The organism is Candidatus Phytoplasma fabacearum, from assembly GCF_030586805.1.
Classification (GTDB): domain Bacteria; phylum Bacillota_I; class Bacilli_A; order Acholeplasmatales; family Acholeplasmataceae; genus Phytoplasma; species Phytoplasma fabacearum.
This window is the reverse complement of the sequence record NZ_JAOSIM010000009.1, coordinates 1-16,380: the sequence shown is the minus strand read 5'-3', so window position 1 is coordinate 16,380 and position 16,380 is coordinate 1. Positions and strand designations below refer to the sequence as shown.

14 protein-coding genes and 2 pseudogenes are annotated in these 16,380 nt (G+C 25.4%); 6 read left to right on the top strand and 10 right to left on the bottom strand.

Features of this window, described 5'->3' with window-relative positions; all coding sequences use genetic code 11:
• From OC705_RS01520 to OC705_RS01510, 3 genes and pseudogenes are all read left to right on the top strand, one after another.
• Window positions 1–452: pseudogene (locus OC705_RS01520) on the top strand (hypothetical protein); the annotation flags it as partial.
• A gap of 23 nt (window positions 453–475) precedes the next feature.
• Complete coding sequence (locus OC705_RS01515) at window positions 476–817, top strand: SVM family protein (RefSeq protein ID WP_304512543.1); 342 nt, start codon at window positions 476–478, stop codon at window positions 815–817.
• A gap of 555 nt (window positions 818–1,372) precedes the next feature.
• Complete coding sequence (locus tag OC705_RS01510) at window positions 1,373–2,323, top strand: IS3 family transposase (RefSeq protein ID WP_304513970.1); 951 nt, start codon at window positions 1,373–1,375, stop codon at window positions 2,321–2,323.
• 728 nt (window positions 2,324–3,051) lie between these two features.
• Here the strand turns inward: OC705_RS01510 and OC705_RS01505 are convergent.
• The 9 genes and pseudogenes from OC705_RS01505 to OC705_RS01460 all read right to left on the bottom strand — a co-directional run bounded on the left by OC705_RS01505 (window position 3,052) and on the right by OC705_RS01460 (window position 11,955).
• Complete coding sequence (locus OC705_RS01505) at window positions 3,052–3,675, bottom strand: phase variable surface lipoprotein (RefSeq protein ID WP_304514032.1); 624 nt, start codon at window positions 3,673–3,675, stop codon at window positions 3,052–3,054.
• 22 nt (window positions 3,676–3,697) lie between these two features.
• A complete protein-coding gene (locus tag OC705_RS01500; protein WP_304512541.1) occupies window positions 3,698–5,002 on the bottom strand; it encodes a toprim domain-containing protein in 1,305 nt (434 codons plus the stop codon).
• Window positions 5,003–5,014: 12 nt separating this feature from the next.
• The gene (locus OC705_RS01495; RefSeq protein ID WP_304512540.1) at window positions 5,015–6,526 is read right to left on the bottom strand and encodes a replicative DNA helicase; all 1,512 of its coding nucleotides are present in this window, start codon (window positions 6,524–6,526) and stop codon (window positions 5,015–5,017) included.
• Between the two features lie 17 nt (window positions 6,527–6,543).
• Window positions 6,544–7,156: pseudogene (locus tag OC705_RS01490) on the bottom strand (hypothetical protein).
• Window positions 7,157–7,323: 167 nt separating this feature from the next.
• On the bottom strand, window positions 7,324–7,956 hold the full coding sequence (gene tmk, locus OC705_RS01485; RefSeq protein ID WP_304512539.1) for a dTMP kinase: 633 nt from the start codon (window positions 7,954–7,956) through the stop codon (window positions 7,324–7,326).
• Between the two features lie 70 nt (window positions 7,957–8,026).
• Window positions 8,027–8,668: a YqaJ viral recombinase family nuclease gene (locus OC705_RS01480; RefSeq protein WP_304512538.1), complete on the bottom strand. Its 642-nt coding sequence runs from the start codon at window positions 8,666–8,668 to the stop codon at window positions 8,027–8,029.
• Between the two features lie 541 nt (window positions 8,669–9,209).
• A complete protein-coding gene (locus tag OC705_RS01475) occupies window positions 9,210–9,770 on the bottom strand; it encodes an SVM family protein (protein ID WP_304512537.1) in 561 nt (186 codons plus the stop codon).
• 431 nt (window positions 9,771–10,201) lie between these two features.
• Window positions 10,202–10,474 carry an SVM family protein gene (locus tag OC705_RS01470; protein ID WP_304512536.1) on the bottom strand — a complete coding sequence of 91 codons (273 nt, stop codon included), beginning with the start codon at window positions 10,472–10,474 and terminating at the stop codon, window positions 10,202–10,204.
• An 821-nt stretch (window positions 10,475–11,295) separates the two neighbouring features.
• On the bottom strand, window positions 11,296–11,955 hold the full coding sequence (locus tag OC705_RS01460; protein WP_420887962.1) for an AAA family ATPase: 660 nt from the start codon (window positions 11,953–11,955) through the stop codon (window positions 11,296–11,298).
• Window positions 11,956–13,048: 1,093 nt separating this feature from the next.
• Here OC705_RS01460 and OC705_RS01455 point away from each other — a divergent pair.
• Window positions 13,049–13,399: an SVM family protein gene (locus OC705_RS01455; protein ID WP_304514031.1), complete on the top strand. Its 351-nt coding sequence runs from the start codon at window positions 13,049–13,051 to the stop codon at window positions 13,397–13,399.
• Window positions 13,400–13,651: 252 nt separating this feature from the next.
• Here the strand turns inward: OC705_RS01455 and OC705_RS01450 are convergent, their stop codons facing one another.
• On the bottom strand, window positions 13,652–13,789 hold the full coding sequence (locus tag OC705_RS01450) for a hypothetical protein (protein ID WP_304512534.1): 138 nt from the start codon (window positions 13,787–13,789) through the stop codon (window positions 13,652–13,654).
• Between the two features lie 1,001 nt (window positions 13,790–14,790).
• Between OC705_RS01450 and OC705_RS01445 the strand changes: the two genes are divergently transcribed.
• Together OC705_RS01445 and OC705_RS01440 are read left to right on the top strand one after the other, a co-directional pair.
• Window positions 14,791–15,117: a hypothetical protein gene (locus tag OC705_RS01445; RefSeq protein WP_304512533.1), complete on the top strand. Its 327-nt coding sequence runs from the start codon at window positions 14,791–14,793 to the stop codon at window positions 15,115–15,117.
• 250 nt (window positions 15,118–15,367) lie between these two features.
• Window positions 15,368–15,991 (top strand): hypothetical protein, encoded by a 624-nt coding sequence (locus tag OC705_RS01440; protein ID WP_304512532.1) that lies wholly within the window; start codon window positions 15,368–15,370, stop codon window positions 15,989–15,991.
• Window positions 15,992–16,380: the final 389 nt, after the last annotated feature.

The window sequence follows — 16,380 nt, the reverse complement described above, 5'->3', positions numbered from 1 at the left end:
AATATGAAAAAAATATAATTAATGAAAAACAAAAAGAATGCGATGAACACCAATCGCAATTAAATTCTCTTCTGTCACAAATAGAATCTTTTAAAAAACAAAAAACACCATTAGAAGAACAACAAGATGAAAAAGAAAAAAATCTTAAAAATCTTCAATATCAACTTGGCAAAATCTATCCATCTTATGCCAAAATGCTTAAAACAAGGTTAGAAGCCGAAATCAAAAAACTCCAAAGTGAAATTTCAGAAATAGTTCGTCAAATCGACGAAATAAATATCAAAATTAAAAACTTAGAAGCAGCTCAAAGAAAATGCCAAGAAATGTTATCTGATGCCGAAAAATACAAAAAAATATTAAAAGAACAATATGAAAAGAGGGAAAAAGAATATAAAAATACAATTCTTTATAAATTAAACAAACTCTACGACATCACCTCAGCTGAGGGATAAATAAAAAGGAGTTATAAGTTAAAATGATGCGAATAAAAAAGAAAATACATTTTTTACCATTATTTTTAATAATTTACTTTGGATTATTTTTCTTAATAAATATTAATCAAGTTATGGCAATGGAAAATAACAACAAAGGTAAAAAAATTATAAATCGTGAACCTAGCGACAAAGAAGTAAATAATTTTTTTCAATTATTAAATAAATCAAAACAAAATATTTCAAAAATAAAAAAAACAAATCCTAATTTGGAAAATGCTTCTATAAAACAAATAGAAGAATGGTTATGTTCCTCGAATAAACAGCAAACACAAAATAAAAGATTTAAAACGATTGATTTAAATAAAACCCCAGAACAAAATTAATTTTTAGTAAATTAAAGACCCTTTTACGGGGTCTTTTTTTATTTCCATTAATAAAAAATAAATATCTTTATTAACTAAAAAACAAAGGAGTTTTAATAATATGAAAAATTTAAAACAATTAAGAAAAGAAATTATTTTTCTAATCATTAGATTCATCATCATTTTGTTTCCGTTTATTTTTTAAAAAAAATCAAAATGAAGAATTAAAACAAAATTTTAGGAAAATCACATGAAATTTTTCAGAAGATCGCACTGAACCCTTATTTTGTTACAACTTTTAATAATATTAATGATCATCTTGATCGCTATTTAGTTCGGAAATATCTCAGCTTTTCTCGTGAACAAAATTTTTTTTGGACTGCGTCATTTGTTGAAAGTTAAATTTCAATAAAAATTTTACTCAAGACAAAAACTAAAATAATTTACCTCTTCACTTATTAGTTAACCAAAAAAAGCGAAAAACCTGATAACAAAATGAAAAAAAGTTAATTTTATTTAATTAATTAAAAAATTAACTGCTAAAATAGTTCTATGTTCAGAAAGGTAAAATCAAGTATGTTAGTTAATCAACAAATTGAATTATTACAAACAGTAATTCTTTATCAACGCCCCGATTTATCAAAAATAATGTTACCTTTAGTCAAAGTTTACCGAAAAACTTTAACGATTAACAAAATTTTAAACCTTTTAAAAATTAAAAGGCATCTTTATTATTGTTGGCGAAAAACTCAAAAAGTTAAAACAAAACGTCAACATCATTACCAATTAATTACTAAAAGAGTGGGGTTATTATGTAAAAAATATCATTATGCTTGTGGTTATCGAAAAATCACTTTTTTATATCGAACTACCTTCGGTCAAATCGTTAATCATAAAATAATTTTAAAAATTATGAAAACGAACCATTGGTTAATGAAATGGCGTCGCCCACATACCAAAAATAAAAGCTTTGCTAAACATGTTGAATTCAAACCCAATTTAATTAACCAACAGTTTCAAACTGATCAACCATTAACTAAACTGTATACCGATTTAACTTGTTTTGCTACCAAAAAAGGTTTATTGTGGGTTTCGGTAATTTTAGATGGTTATCATCACCAAATTTGGAGTTTAAAAACCAGTTTAAAACCTAATTTAAAATTGATTAAAACGACTTTTCAAGCGCTTCCTAAATTAACTAAATCTTGTATTATTCATTCCGATCGGGGTGGGGGTTATAATAGTCGCTGGTGGCAACATCACTTACAACAAAAAGGTTTTTTAATCAGTATGTCCCGTCCTGGTTGTCCCAATGATAATGCTCCAATAGAAGCTTGGTTTAGTAATTTAAAAGGGTGGTTTAAAAGTCGTTATGGCGATTGGTATAATTATTCTTTTGGGGAAATAATTCAAAAAATTCAAACTTTTAAACATTTTTATAATCACAAATGGCCGATAAAAAAACTTAACTATCAAAGTCCTCTTCATTATTTACGAAATTATCAATCAAATAATCAGATAACTTAATCAGGGTCAAATTAAAAATCGCTTTTTTTTATTTTATTAACATATAATAAAAAAATCCTGATCATTATTGATGCTACAAATTTTATAAAAAGGAAGAAATTTTCTAATGGATAATATGGATGCTATATTTCATGGTTATTATTATTTTTCGATATTAATATTAGCTTTAATTATTTTATCTATAATATTTTTAAGTTTCAGAATTATTGAATTAATAATAAAGTTTATTGGCAAAATAATAAATATCATTAAATTAATAATAAAATTTATTGGCAAATAAAAGATATTATTAAAAACAGAAATACAATTTCTCTTTTATTTATTATTTTGTATTATTGTATGTTTATGGTTTTATTTTTGTTTTTGTATACTTTTAATAATAATTAACAATTATTAAATAGCGTCTTTAGACGTTTTGGTATATTTTTGATATATATATACATATATAAACTAACCTTGGTTAGGCTATTTATTTAAAAAATAAAATAAATTTTAAATCACTGTTATTTGAACCAATTATTTTTTTTATATCGATAATTAATAATGATAATCGATAATATCAAATATCGATTATCATTATCGATATAAAATATCAAATATCAATGGTCATTTGAAACAAGGTTTGAAAGGGATATTGAAGGAACCAAACTGTCATAAAAGTGTCATAAAAATGTCATAAAAGTGTCAGTAAAGTGTCATAAAATTGTCAGTGAAGTGTCATAAAAGTGTCATTGTTGTTGTTTAGGAATATATTTATATTTAGGATGTAACTTTTTCACTCGATAACCTTGTTTCGCTTTAGTCAAAAAACATTTGATAAATTTTAAATCTTCTTGTTGATAATAAATAATATTTAAACTTTTCTTATAGTTAGTGTTTATAGGGTTATTATATTTATCCCGCTTGTTCGGATCTAGAGGATATAATTGTAAAGTTTTTAAATTATGAATAGCCATTTTTCCTATTAATTCTTTAATTCGATTTTTAGTTTCATTTTGATAATTAATTTGAAATAGCGGATAGTGGTTTTTAAGAGAGTTATTTTTAATTTTTAGAGGAGTTAAATCCGTAAGTAATGGTTTACTATTACTAGTAGCAAAATGTTCCTCAATTAAGGTGATTTTATATGCTTTAATTTCGGCTAAGATGCGCGGATCGACAAAAAGTGTTTGGTTTTTTGGATGATAGTTGGCTTCTTGGTAGGTATTTTGCTGTTTCGTATGAGTAATAATGGTGAGGTTAATTAATTCTGCTTTTAAGGTTTGTAAAAAGTGTTTTATTTGGACTAAATTAGTAGGAGTATTGGATTTATTAATCCAACCTCCGATTCTAATTTCTGAATTATGATTCATTTTTTATTTCTCCTTTTTGAAATTAATTAATGACTTTTACTTTATCTTTACCAAAAAAATGAATGGCTAAATCCACTAATGGTCGATGGTCTGTTTTTTGGTAAGGAGCGAGAAAACATTTTTGGTACGCTAAATAACCATATTGGCGTAATAAATCATCAGCGTCTTTACAAGTTTCGGCATAAGGGGCTAAAATATGTCGAATTTCATATCTAATGTTAGCTTCTTGAAGTTGTTTTCCTAACACTTCACTCCGTTTACGGCCTGTTTCGTCATTGTCTAAAGCGATAATCACTTTAATTTGTTCCTTTTTCAGAATGGCGATTTGAGCTTGGGATAGTAGTTGGGCGACACAAATTAACCCCACCACGTTTTTAATCCCGTGTTGCCAACAACTGATGACATCAAAAAAACCTTCATGAATAATAAGATTTTGAGTTTGTTTGATGTAAGGTAAGGCTTCAAAAAAACGATAACTGAAATGAAAGGTCGGCGTTTGGGAAAAATTGGGTAAAGCTTGATATTTAGGGCGAAAATAGTTACTTGCTTGAAAATGATTTTGATAAAAATGAAAAGTTTTCCCATAGCCGTTTTCAATGGGGATAATGATGGAACCCTGGAACGTATCGTGATAATATTTTTTTCCTTCTTGATTCATTCTTTCTTTTAATAACCCGTATTCCCCTAATTTATGAAGGTCCATTTTTTGTTTTTGGGCGTAATTTACCAACTGAAAGGAAAGGGGTTTAGCGGTGGTAGGAGCGTAACCAAGGTTAAATTCTTTGATGGTACTTAATTTTAATCCCCTTTTTTTGTTTAAATATACCAACCCTACATTATCATTGTTTATTAATAAATAATGGTAATAATCGCGGATTTGATTAAATAAAGGGGATATTTCTCGAAATAATTGGGCTTTTAAAACCTTAATTTTAGTTTCGTCCAGCGGTTCGGTTTGGGGGGTTTGATACTTAAATGGACAAGTATGAGTGGTTGGTTTTCCTAATAGCGTCTGTTCTTGTTGGATTAAGTTTTTAAATTCTTTAGTCTGCATAAAACGAGTAATTCTTTCACAGGCCAGAGAGAAGTTGTTCAACCCGCGGATCGCCATATAAACATCAATAATATCGTAATCTTTACCACATTTCCAACAATGAAGGTTGTTGTTTTCGTTAATATGGCAACAAGTGGGATTATGACCTTGATGGATGGGACAAGGGAAACGATACTTACGGTTAAAATTGACTGGGAGAATTTTTAATTTTTTTAATAAAACCAGCATCGGAAAATAGGTTTTGATATATTGTATTTGGGTTTGATCAACCATGCCTTTTCCTCCTTAACGAGTTTCGTTGGGTTCAAATAAAACGTAACCGATTTCTTGAAAGGTTTGGGTTGCCATTTCAAAATGATAAACTAAAGTTTTTTTTGGACCACTGCGATTTTTTTTGATATTTAGCTCAATAATCTTTTGGTTTTCGGAGTCTTTAGACTCTAAATATAATTGTTGGCAAGTTGAATTATAAATCATTAATGATTTAGTTTTATCTTTCGTAAGTTGGGGTTGGAATTCTGCCATCATTAAAACAATATCCGAGTTGGTTTCGATGCCGCCTGAACCTTTTAAAGCAGTTATTTCAGGGGATTTGCCTTGATAATTGCTGTAAGTGTCTCGCGAAAATTGCGATAAAATGATAATGACAATTTTTAATTTAATAGCGATTTCTTTTAATTTCGTCATAATTTCATCAATCGCTAAACGGTCATTATCAAAATGATTAGTCGATTTAGTAATTTGTAGATGATCAATCACCACAATTTCCACTTTTTGTTCTAAATGGAGGCGATAAAGTAAATCGACAACATAATTAATATTTTTACTAGAATCATAACTAAAGACTAAATTAAGTTGGTTAAAAAAAGCGCGGGCAGTGCGCATCTCGGCTTGATAAACCGCAGGAGGGATGTTATTAGCTGAAAAATCTTTAGCTAAAATTAGTGATAACGGCAGTTGGGTTTGGCGTGCTAATAAGCGCGTTAAGTTTTCCTCAGGAGTCATTTCCCAAGAAAAAACCACCATATAAGGATAATGGTGGGTTTCACGATATTTAGTTTGAGCTAAATCCAATAAGAGATTGTAAACCAAAGTAGTTTTACCTAAGCCTGTATAGCCTCCAATCGTAATTATTTGGCCTTTTTTAAATCCTTGAGTGGCTTGGTTCAGGCCTTTAAAAGTAGCAGATAACCGATAATATTCGCCTTGAATTTTTTGTTTAGCGGAATCATCAGTTGATAAAAATTCAGGATGCCCAGAAATCATTTGTTTTAAACTAAAAAAGGTCTGATCGGAAGCGTTCGGCATTAAAGTGATAAAATTTCTTAATTTAATAAAGATTTCTTGGTAATATAAATGTTTATAATAAGGATCCTGATTTTCAAAAGTAGGACGGATCATTTTCATTAATTGTTGAAATAATTTTTCTTGGGTATAAGTATGTTTTAAATTTTCTAAAAAATGAAAATTATCCAACTCTTGAACTTCCTGATTTAAAAACGCTAAGGTGGTAGGATTAAAGTTATCTTGGGGGAAATGGGTTTGTAAATAACCCAATAATTCAGCGATTAAATCATCTTTCTCAATTAACCTTTGATCTGCTATGGTTACTTGTTGCTCACCATACAAATACTTTAAAGCGTTAAAAATCTTTTGATGGTGCGGTTCTTTTAACCATTGGCCATCAACTATTTCGGTATAAATTTTTAAACGTTCCCATTTTTTTTGAATAATGTATTCCACCATTTGGGCTAAGGCTTGTTGTTCGTTAGTTAATGGAAAAACTGGTTCTTTCATGGTTTTTATTTCCTTTTTTATTTTTTAATTAAATTAATATTCGTAAAAATGGTAAATTGTTCGGTTAAAAGGTTCTTGATAAAAACATCTGCTTCGGGTGAAAAACAATTAATCACGGCATCAATTCCTGAGACTTTACCTTGGGTTATTTTCTGGTTTAGTCTGAATGTTTCTAACTCATCATTGGTTAATAAATAAAAACGAAACCGACTATCTAATTTTTTTAATTGTTGGCCTTCGATAACCGCTTGTTTATAATGGTCGCGTAAACAAGTTTTAAAATTAAAAGCCATAATCCGTTTGGTTTTGGTAAATAACACTAAATCAAATTTAATATCAGGGATAAAGAATAAATAAGCTTGAGGATATAAAGGCATAATCCCCTTGATTTTGCCAATAAAATAAAATAAGATATTCATTGATTTTACCGCGAATTACTTTTTGACTTTGGGAGTTGTATTGGTGATTAATTAAATATTGTTCTAATAAATGATGATGGCGAATCATATATTCATGAAAGGGGAAGTGAAATAAGGCAGGATTGATGATTCGTTGGGTGATGGCAACGCATAAAGATTGGTGATTAAAAACCTTAATCTGGTCAAAAGCTAAATTAGTTAAGCGCTTCATTTCATTATTTTCCTTTCTCCATAAAAAAAAGACCCTTTTGAGGGTCTTTTTGGTTAAATTTAGAAAATAATTTTTTGGTACGCCATTGAACGGTTCCATCGGTTTTAATTGTTTTAATTTTGCCGTTATTATAATAGATATATAAATTGCCATTTTGACATTTTTTCTTAATGATGATAGCCATTGATTATTGCTCCGATTTTTTCAATAATATGCTTTTGTTGGGGTTCGATGTTAGTGAAATCAGTTGCGTTTAACATTAATTTAATGCCGAGGTTGTTTCGTTTAAAAAATTCCTCATAACCTTGGGCTACTTTTTGGAAATATGCAATGGGACTAGATTCAATAACGTCGATTTGGTGGTGAGGTTGGTTTTGTTTACGGTGCAACCCGATTTCAGGAGTTGTTTTTAAATAGATAGTCATGGCGGGTTGGATGAAACATTTACTTAAAAGATTAAAAAATTGATAATTGGTGTTATTTGGATATGGATAAACACGGTAGGCAAAATTAGAACCCAACCAACGGTCGATTAAAATAATTGTGTTTGTTTTTAACAACGGTATAAGAATTTCTTCTTGGGTTTGGATCATGTTGGCCAAACTTAATAAATAACGGGTTTGATTGGCTAAATTTTTTCGAGTTAAAAAGATTTTACGGATTTTTGGTCCAATAGATGAACTACCTAACCCTTGCAGTATCATTACTTCTTGGTTTTGAGCCTGGAGTTTTTCTTTAATTTTTTGGATTAAGGTAGTTTTCTCGCTCCCATCTAACCCTTCAAAAACGATTAATTTCATTATGGTTTCTCCTTTAAAGTTAATTTGAGACATAAAAAAAAGACCTTATTCAAGAAGGTCTTAAAATTTATTAAGATTTAAATTTGCTTAATTGTTTTAAATAAATTGTTTGGGCTAATTCTTGTTTAGCTAGATTTAATAATGCCAAATACTTTCGGCTATCGGCCATCATTTTTTTCACAAATTCATGATCCTGATAGATACGGACAACGTGGTAATTATTATCGTTAAAATAAACTAAGAAATAAGCAAACTGGGCTTGAGAACAATATAATTGGCATTGAACTTGGGCCCAATAATATAAAGGAATTGTTTTTTCACACGGATTGGCTAAAAATAAGGTCCAAGTACTGGAAATATTTTCTTTTTCATCTACATAAGGACATTTAATTTCTAATAAAGTGTTAGTTGATTGGTTATAACCATCAAGCGAGGCCGAAAACATCTCAAGTTTATCATCAGTAAAAATAGTATCAGGGAATTTTAGGTTAGTTATTTTTTCAAACCAATTACGGGCAATTGGTTCGGTTTTGTTGTCGTGTTCCGTGTATTTATTCGCGGTAAAAGTGGTGCCAAATAGTTTATCGTGGACTAATTGTTCCATGGTACGGAACGGATCTAATCCTGTAATACTCCCGATTTCGGAAGCATTAATATATTTTTGGCGATGTTGGAACCAGGCTTGGGTACGTTGATTTAAGTTAATTTTCATAATTAATTACGCTTTCTTAAAAATTTTTTTAAATAATAACCAAAGATATTTTCCTAAAAAATAAAGAAACCTAAAAAGGTGATAAAGACATTTAATCATAAAATCAATTAAAGATAATAAATGCGGAAGAAATAATAAAATAATGGTTAATAAACCCAAGTTTAACCATTGATTTTGATAAGTAAAGAAATAACTACTTAAAATATTAAGCCCATTATTTAACTTGGTTAACCAAGCATTAAATAGATACCACATGATGATGGGGGTTCTTAGTAGTTAAATAACGATAAAATCGTACTACTATTCCTTGTTTTAATTGGTTAATACTAAGTCGGGCAGTTAACAGATAGAATTTAATGACATAATAAACGATGATCATTGGCATAACCGTCAACAAAGTAATGATGAAAAAAAAGAGATTACTAGGTAAAGAGGATAAGATTTTTTTAATTAACATCAGTTTTTATTTCCTTTCCAAAAGTGGGTAAATAAAAAAAGACCCTCAAAAGGGTCTGGGGGTTGTGATTAAAATTTAATTCTTTTAAATTCTTCTAGGATTATTGGGTTGATTTTGATTATTTTTTGTTTGATTTCTAATTAAATTTATTTGTCTTTGATTTTGATCTATTCTTGTTTGAATGTTTCTTAAGTTATTTATTTGTTCTTCTGAAGCATAAAGTGGTGTATTATTAATGGCTGAATTCATCTCTTGTGTTAACAATAAATATTCCCTTTCTAATTGAACTCTTGTCATATTATTATCAAAATTTCTTAACATTCTTTCTTGATTATTTAATTGTCTTTGTTGATAAGTTATTATTTGTTGGTGTACTTGTTGTATTTGATTTAACAAAAAATTAATTTCTGTTTCTGAACTATGATTAAAAAGAGCATTAATCAATTGTTGGGATATTCTTCCTTGGTTTAATAATAAGTTTCTAAAAGTATTATATCCATCTATATGATTATCAATAACTGAATTATTTTCAGATGCATCATTATTATCCATTCCCATTACTTTTTGGTTATTAGTAATTAATAGAAATAATCCTAAGAAAGCAAATAAATTAAATAATAATAAATTATTTTTGATTTTAAACAATTAATTAAATCTCCTTTAATTTTATCCCTCATCTGAGGTGATTTCGTAAAGGGAGTTTAGTTTAGATAAGATATCATTTTTATATTGTGTTTTTGAAAAATTACTATTGTTCATTAATTTTTTTACCCTTCTGATAATTCTGATAATTATCAAATATGGAAGTTTGAATATATTATTATTATACAAATTTATGAATTGAATGTTTAAAAAAACTGATTAGGGATCATCATTATTTAAAGGATTTTAATTTGTCGTATTTTATCAAATATGGAAGTTTGAATATATTATTATTATACAAATTTATGAATTGAATGTTTAAAAAAACTGATTAGGGATCATCATTATTTAAAGGATTTTAATTTGGCGTATTTTTTTAATTCTTTGTTGAATGCGATTGTAAATTCGGAGATTTTTGTTTTTTTGGTTTATTTTTAAAAATTTATATTAATTTCTATAAACATTAATTTTATAATTATTTTTTTGATAAATAATTCAAAAAAATAGTTTTTTTGTTTTTCCAAATTATCATTTTTTATTTTTTCATCTTCTTTACTATATTTTGGCATTTTTTCTAATTGTTGAAATTGTTCTTGACATTTATTAATATTCGTTTCTTTATTTAATTCACTATTTAATTTGTCCATTGCCATAACTTGATTATTATTTATTAAAAATAATCCTAAACTAATAATTAAAAAAAACATTAAATAATAATAAATGCTTTTTTAATTTAAACATTAATTAAATCTCCTTTAATTTTTATTCCTTGAATTTTAATATATTGGCAGTTGGTATCATTTTGTTACCAGTCAGAGCTGACTCTTTTATTATTTTCAGCTTCTTTTACTTTATCATTATTATGTTTATCTTTAAAGAGAGATAAAGTGCGACGGACAGGGTTGAAGTGAAGGTGGAAATCAGTTAATTTGAAATCAGCATTATGAACAAAAGCTTCACCGAGGTAGTAGTCTTGGTCTTCGGTTAAGAAGTGTTTAGGACCTTGGTATTTTAGGATTAAGTAGTTACCTCCTGGACCTTTGTGTTATTGTTTTTCAAAATTAACATAACAATCTAAATAGCTGTCATCTTTCGTATCGAAAGAAGCGCTGTCAAAGCCATCTAAAGTGGTGTGGTTATAAGTATCGCCATCTCTGTTCCAACGGTCGAAAGGGTGACAATCTTTGATGTAGCAAACGAGGTTAGCGGGTTCAAGGTAAGTATCACGTCGATTTTCGACAATCTTTAATTCTTTTCTTAAATTTTCTGCTTGAGTTTGAAGAGTTTGAAGATTATTTTTAAGGTCAATAATTTCTTGGGTTTTATCTTTAATGGTTTGTTCGTATTTTTCTGGGGTTTGCTTTAAAGTTACTAATTCTTGTTCTAATTGAGAGATTTGGTTTTCTTGGTGAATTTTAGTTAATTGCTGATTAATATTAGCTAACTCCGATTGGATTTGAGAATAACGACGAGGATAATAGTTAATTCCATTTAAACCATCAAAGGTAAAATTAACGCTTATTTTGGATTAGTCTTTTGGTTTAGCTAAATATTGATTAAACCCTTGACGCCATTGGACGTATTGATTTTCACAAGCCATTCGACGTTGTTTTACTTGTTGGTGATCGGGTTTTATTTTTAATTTCAAATTTAAAACTTCTTCGAGGTCCGATCGTAACATCACTTCATGGGTTTGAGGATTTTGTTGTTGCCATTTAGCAGTTTTTTTATAAGCTTCTTCAATGATGGTGGTTAAATCACGATTAGACATATTTTTTCCTTGACATAATTGGGCAATATCGCTTAAAACTAAGAAAGTATGATAACTAATTTGATAAGGGACAATAATATGTTTGAGATAACCTTCAATTTCGGTATCTTTTAAATACCCAATATAGATTTCTTTACTAAAACGACTACGTAAAGCAGGGTCAATTTTAGCAAGATTGTTAGTAGCCCCCATTAAAACAATTTTTTTATCAGAACGGTTAAAACCATCTAATTTATCTAAAAGCGTATTGACAATATTAGCGCTCACAGAAGAAGTATTGCGATCACCTCGATTGGGTAACCCATCAATTTCATCAATAAAGATAATCGTTTTATCATGATTTTCGGCTTCTTGCCAAATTTTTTCTAAAACTTCCTTGCCTTCTCCAATGTATTTTTGATCTAATTTCGCAGGAATTAAATTAAAAATCGAGGTCTAAAAAGAATAAATAATTTTACTTAAAATATTTAAATAAGTAGCTTTTATGAATAAAAGATCAATATGATTGGCGGATTTAAAATTATGAAAATTCTGAATAAATTTAAATGAATTATATCAAATAGTAATTATCAATATTTAATATTTAATATTATAAAAAAAATTAATTATTTGCAGAAATTATTTCTAAAAACTTTCGCTAATATAATAAAAAAATTTCTAATAAATTAAAAAAATATTAATTATATATAAAAATATTTTTTTAAAGATTTTTTTATTTAAAATAATTAATCATTATACAATTTATCATTATAAAAAAAATATATCTAAATTAAATTTCAACTTAAAAATAAGCAAAAATAAAAATTTACATAACTATATTTAGTTATATTAAATAATATTTAATATAACTAATATTTAATAAACTTATTACATAATAAAATAAAATAAAATTTATTTAAATTCATTATATAGTTAAAAAAAATAACAAAATAAGTTTATTTTAATTTATATTCTGAATAAAAACATTAAAAAAAATTTTTTATATAACAAAAATAGATAAAATTTTTTAAAAAAATGTTATTTATAAAAAGATTAAATATTATTGAAAAAATCGAGATTTTTTGTCATTAAGGTTACTTCCTATAATATTAATTATGTAAACCAATTAAATACAAAAAAATAATTATTTTTAATTTTTCTAAGATAAATTAACTTATTAATTAACTATTTTTAATGTTTTTTGATTATTAAAAGTAAATAATATTTAATATAACTAAATTTAAATTGTTAATGTTCGGCTATTTTTAAAATTTGAATTTAAAAATTGTTATTTCACTAAAAAATAACTTTTTAAACTTTACTTTTCCCAAATTGTTAAAATTTTATTAAAATATAGATTAGATAGGTATAAGAAACTATACTTATTAGTAAAAATACGAAAATATATTTTCAAAATTCGAATGTTGTATCAAAGAATGATTAATAAAAAATATAAAAAAATTTGAAAAATAATTTATCCTATATAAAAATAAAAAGAAAAGGATTTTTTTAGTTAAAATTAATGATTAAATTGGCAAAAAAATTATATTTATTTAAATTATTTGTATTTATTTATTTAGGATTTTTATTTATCTTTAATAAACATTCAGTGATGGCGATGGAAAAACAAAATGTTATTGATGATAAAATATCTATAAATATGAGAAAAAAATTATTCGAAATTTTAATACAACAAAAACAATTAGAAGAAAAAATTCAATATTTTAGAATTAATGCAAATTTAAATATAAAAGAAATTTTGGAATTAGAACAAAATAACATTAAATTAAAAGCAAAAATATCTGAAATTAAAAAAAACATTTCAAAAAAATCAAAAAAAGTAACTTTTAATTTGAAACCATCAATTAAAATTATTGAATAAGTGTTAAAAAAAGACCATTATTATTAATGATCTTTTTTTTATTTTAACAATATACTTTTATTGGGACTAATAAAACAACTAACATAACACAAACTTAATCTTTGTTTTGGAAAAAATTCGAATTATTTTAATAATAACAAATTTAATTATTGTTATTACTTTTTTAAATACAAAAATATCTGATAAAATACACAAACAATAGGGTATTTATTATCATTATTAATAAGGTAAAATTTGTTGATATAAAATTGTTTAATCTGTTTTTTTTCTTGTTAATAAATTAATTTGTCTATTGGTTACTATAAGTTGAGTCATATTTTGATAATCCACATTTCCATTTGAATTAATCACTAAATTAAAAATTAATTCATTCCGTTGATTTATAAACATTCTGTTGATTTATAAATTTAATCATTTTTGACTCGAAAGAAGGTAAAATTAATCATTGGAGTTCAAAGAATTCGAAAACTTGATCGTCCAAAAATAAATTCGATCGTTAAAATGAAAGATTTTTTTAAATTCGAATATTCTTAAACTTTTAGATAAATATTTAATTATTAACAATAAACTCGAAACTTTTTTCACAAAAGGTTGTTTTACTGTACATTTTTTTTAAACAACATGGGAAAATAAGGTAAAATATTCTTTTTAATAAGAAAATAAAAAATATTTAAATAGCACGTGATCAATATATTTTTTATCATCTAAAATATAATAAAGATGCAATAATTTTTATTTAAAATGTTTTTATGAAAATGATTAGAAAATAAGAAATTATTCTGAAAAATTAAGTCCATAAATTATAAATAGTTAGAGATAATTATTTTGTAACTAATATCAATAATAGATTATAAAAAAAACATGCTGATTTGATTTTAATTAAATTAAATTCAATAAAAAAATATTAATAATGACAAAAAGCTGATTAATTATATATTTATTATTTCTCATCTTAGCGGTATTTTTTTCTTACTAGTAACTCTAAAGACAAATAAAAAAACAATTTTATTTGATTGTGCAAATAGTGTGACTAGACTAAATATAATCAATTATTATGTATTAAAGAAAAAACAATCAACAAAGCAATTTTTTAGGTATGAAAGTATTTTATAATTTTTAAATAAAATCATTTTTTTTGAAACTTATTTGTTTTAAGAAATAAAATATTCTCTAATTCCGACTAAATTAATATAGACGAAAATATTTATTTTTGTTATAATAATAAGCAATCTGTATTATCGTTATCTCGTTATCAAAGAAAAATTAATAAATTTTTATCAAATATTATATTTTTAATAAATCAAAATTTTAAAAATATTACATAAAAACATTATTTACTACTAAAAAGATAATTAAAATATATAAACGGTTAATAGGATAAATTATGAGAAATGAAAAAAGAATATATTATCAAAACATCATCTTTAAATAAAATTATAATTATATTAGTATTAATTATTGTCATTATTATTTTGATGTTCTTTTTATTATTTGAAGACACTCGTTTTGAAATCACAACACCTAAAAATATTACTAAATCATCTTATATAAATGAAAATCCTCGAAATTTAAAAAAACATATAGGAATTGATGATACAAAAAAGCAACTATTAAACCATTCTGCTAATGTTTCATCCGGAAATGTTTTAAATATTAAGGGCAGTTCTGATCAAATAATAAAAGGTATAAACACCAATAATATCAAGTATTTAACTTAATCATTTATGCTTTTTTAAGGTTTTTTAGAGTTAAAAAAATAACAAAAAGACAATCATTACCAGCTTTAAAATTACAAATTATTAGTCTTAATAAATATTATTAACTTAGAATAATGGATTTTAACAAATTTATAAATATTATTATTTTATAAATTATTAAACTAAATTTATAAAATATGTTAAAATATTTAATGATCACCTACGTTGTTACTATAGAAGAGTTTAAATGTAAAAATATTGGAGGATTATTTTGAAAAGTAATAAAATTAAGAAATTAATTTTTGTCCCGATGAACATGTTGCCTTTATTATTTTTATTATATTATGTTGTTTTTAGTAAAAATAATATTTTATTAGCTCATAATTCACAAAATTATGAATTAGATTCTAAAACAGTGGTTTTATTGGACCAAAATATTCCAAATCTTAGTAGTAATAAACAAAAATTAGAATCGTTACAACAATTATTTATACAAAATAACTCATTAATTAATTGTAAATTAACTTTAAATGAAGAACCCGATCCTATTTCAGAATTTGAAGTTTGTTGTTCTAGTTTAGATTACTTGTGCCAAATAAATCAAAAATTTTATACCGATCCTGCAGATTGTGATAAACTCAGTGAGATGACAGAAAAACTTAAAGATACTGTAAAATCCAGAATATATTCCAAATCGTCTTTTTCTCAATCTTCTTTATTAAAAGTTCATAATTTAAATGATACAGATTTAAAAAATCAACTGTTATCTTCTTGTTCTGCGTTTATTATCGAATCTTTAACTGAATCAATATGTTATTTTAACTTCGGTATGCTTTGTAGATTTGCTCTTCAAACTCCAGGTATAGTAGCATGTATAATTTCAAATAATTATTAACATAGTTATTAAATAAATTCAAAATATTAGTTTCTTTTATTAAAAATACTATTAAATAAATAAAAATCTCTCAAAATATAAAAAACTTTAATAAAGTTAATAAATATTTTGAGATTTTTTTTTAATCAAATATAGGATTGTTTGCGTTTAAACAAAAGAGTTTATATTCTGTTTGCTTATCACAAACATCTTATTTATAAACAAGACAAGCGATTTTCGATATCCGAATTTCCATAATTTAATGAAGGGAAAGGAGAGTTTTGTTTATTTATTAGACATAATTCGCATCTATCCACTATTAATCTTATTTTATTAACAAAAAATCATAGTTAATAATTTGAGAATATTTTGAAATATTAATTGTTTTAATATACTAAATTCCTTGAGAT

Excerpts from the sequence above, each read along its gene's own strand:
- OC705_RS01515 (WP_304512543.1), top strand. The coding sequence starts at position 476 with ATGATGCGAATAAAAAAGAAAATACATTTTTTACCATTATTTTTAATA.
- OC705_RS01510 (WP_304513970.1), top strand. The coding sequence starts at position 1,373 with ATGTTAGTTAATCAACAAATTGAATTATTACAAACAGTAATTCTTTAT.
- OC705_RS01505 (WP_304514032.1), bottom strand. The coding sequence starts at position 3,675 with ATGAATCATAATTCAGAAATTAGAATCGGAGGTTGGATTAATAAATCC.
- OC705_RS01500 (WP_304512541.1), bottom strand. The coding sequence starts at position 5,002 with ATGGTTGATCAAACCCAAATACAATATATCAAAACCTATTTTCCGATG.
- OC705_RS01495 (WP_304512540.1), bottom strand. The coding sequence starts at position 6,526 with ATGAAAGAACCAGTTTTTCCATTAACTAACGAACAACAAGCCTTAGCC.
- tmk (WP_304512539.1), bottom strand. The coding sequence starts at position 7,956 with ATGAAATTAATCGTTTTTGAAGGGTTAGATGGGAGCGAGAAAACTACC.
- OC705_RS01480 (WP_304512538.1), bottom strand. The coding sequence starts at position 8,668 with ATGAAAATTAACTTAAATCAACGTACCCAAGCCTGGTTCCAACATCGC.
- OC705_RS01470 (WP_304512536.1), bottom strand. The coding sequence starts at position 10,474 with ATGTTTTTTTTAATTATTAGTTTAGGATTATTTTTAATAAATAATAAT.
- OC705_RS01450 (WP_304512534.1), bottom strand. The coding sequence starts at position 13,789 with ATGTTTATAAATCAACGGAATGAATTAATTTTTAATTTAGTGATTAAT.
- OC705_RS01445 (WP_304512533.1), top strand. The coding sequence starts at position 14,791 with ATGAAAAAAGAATATATTATCAAAACATCATCTTTAAATAAAATTATA.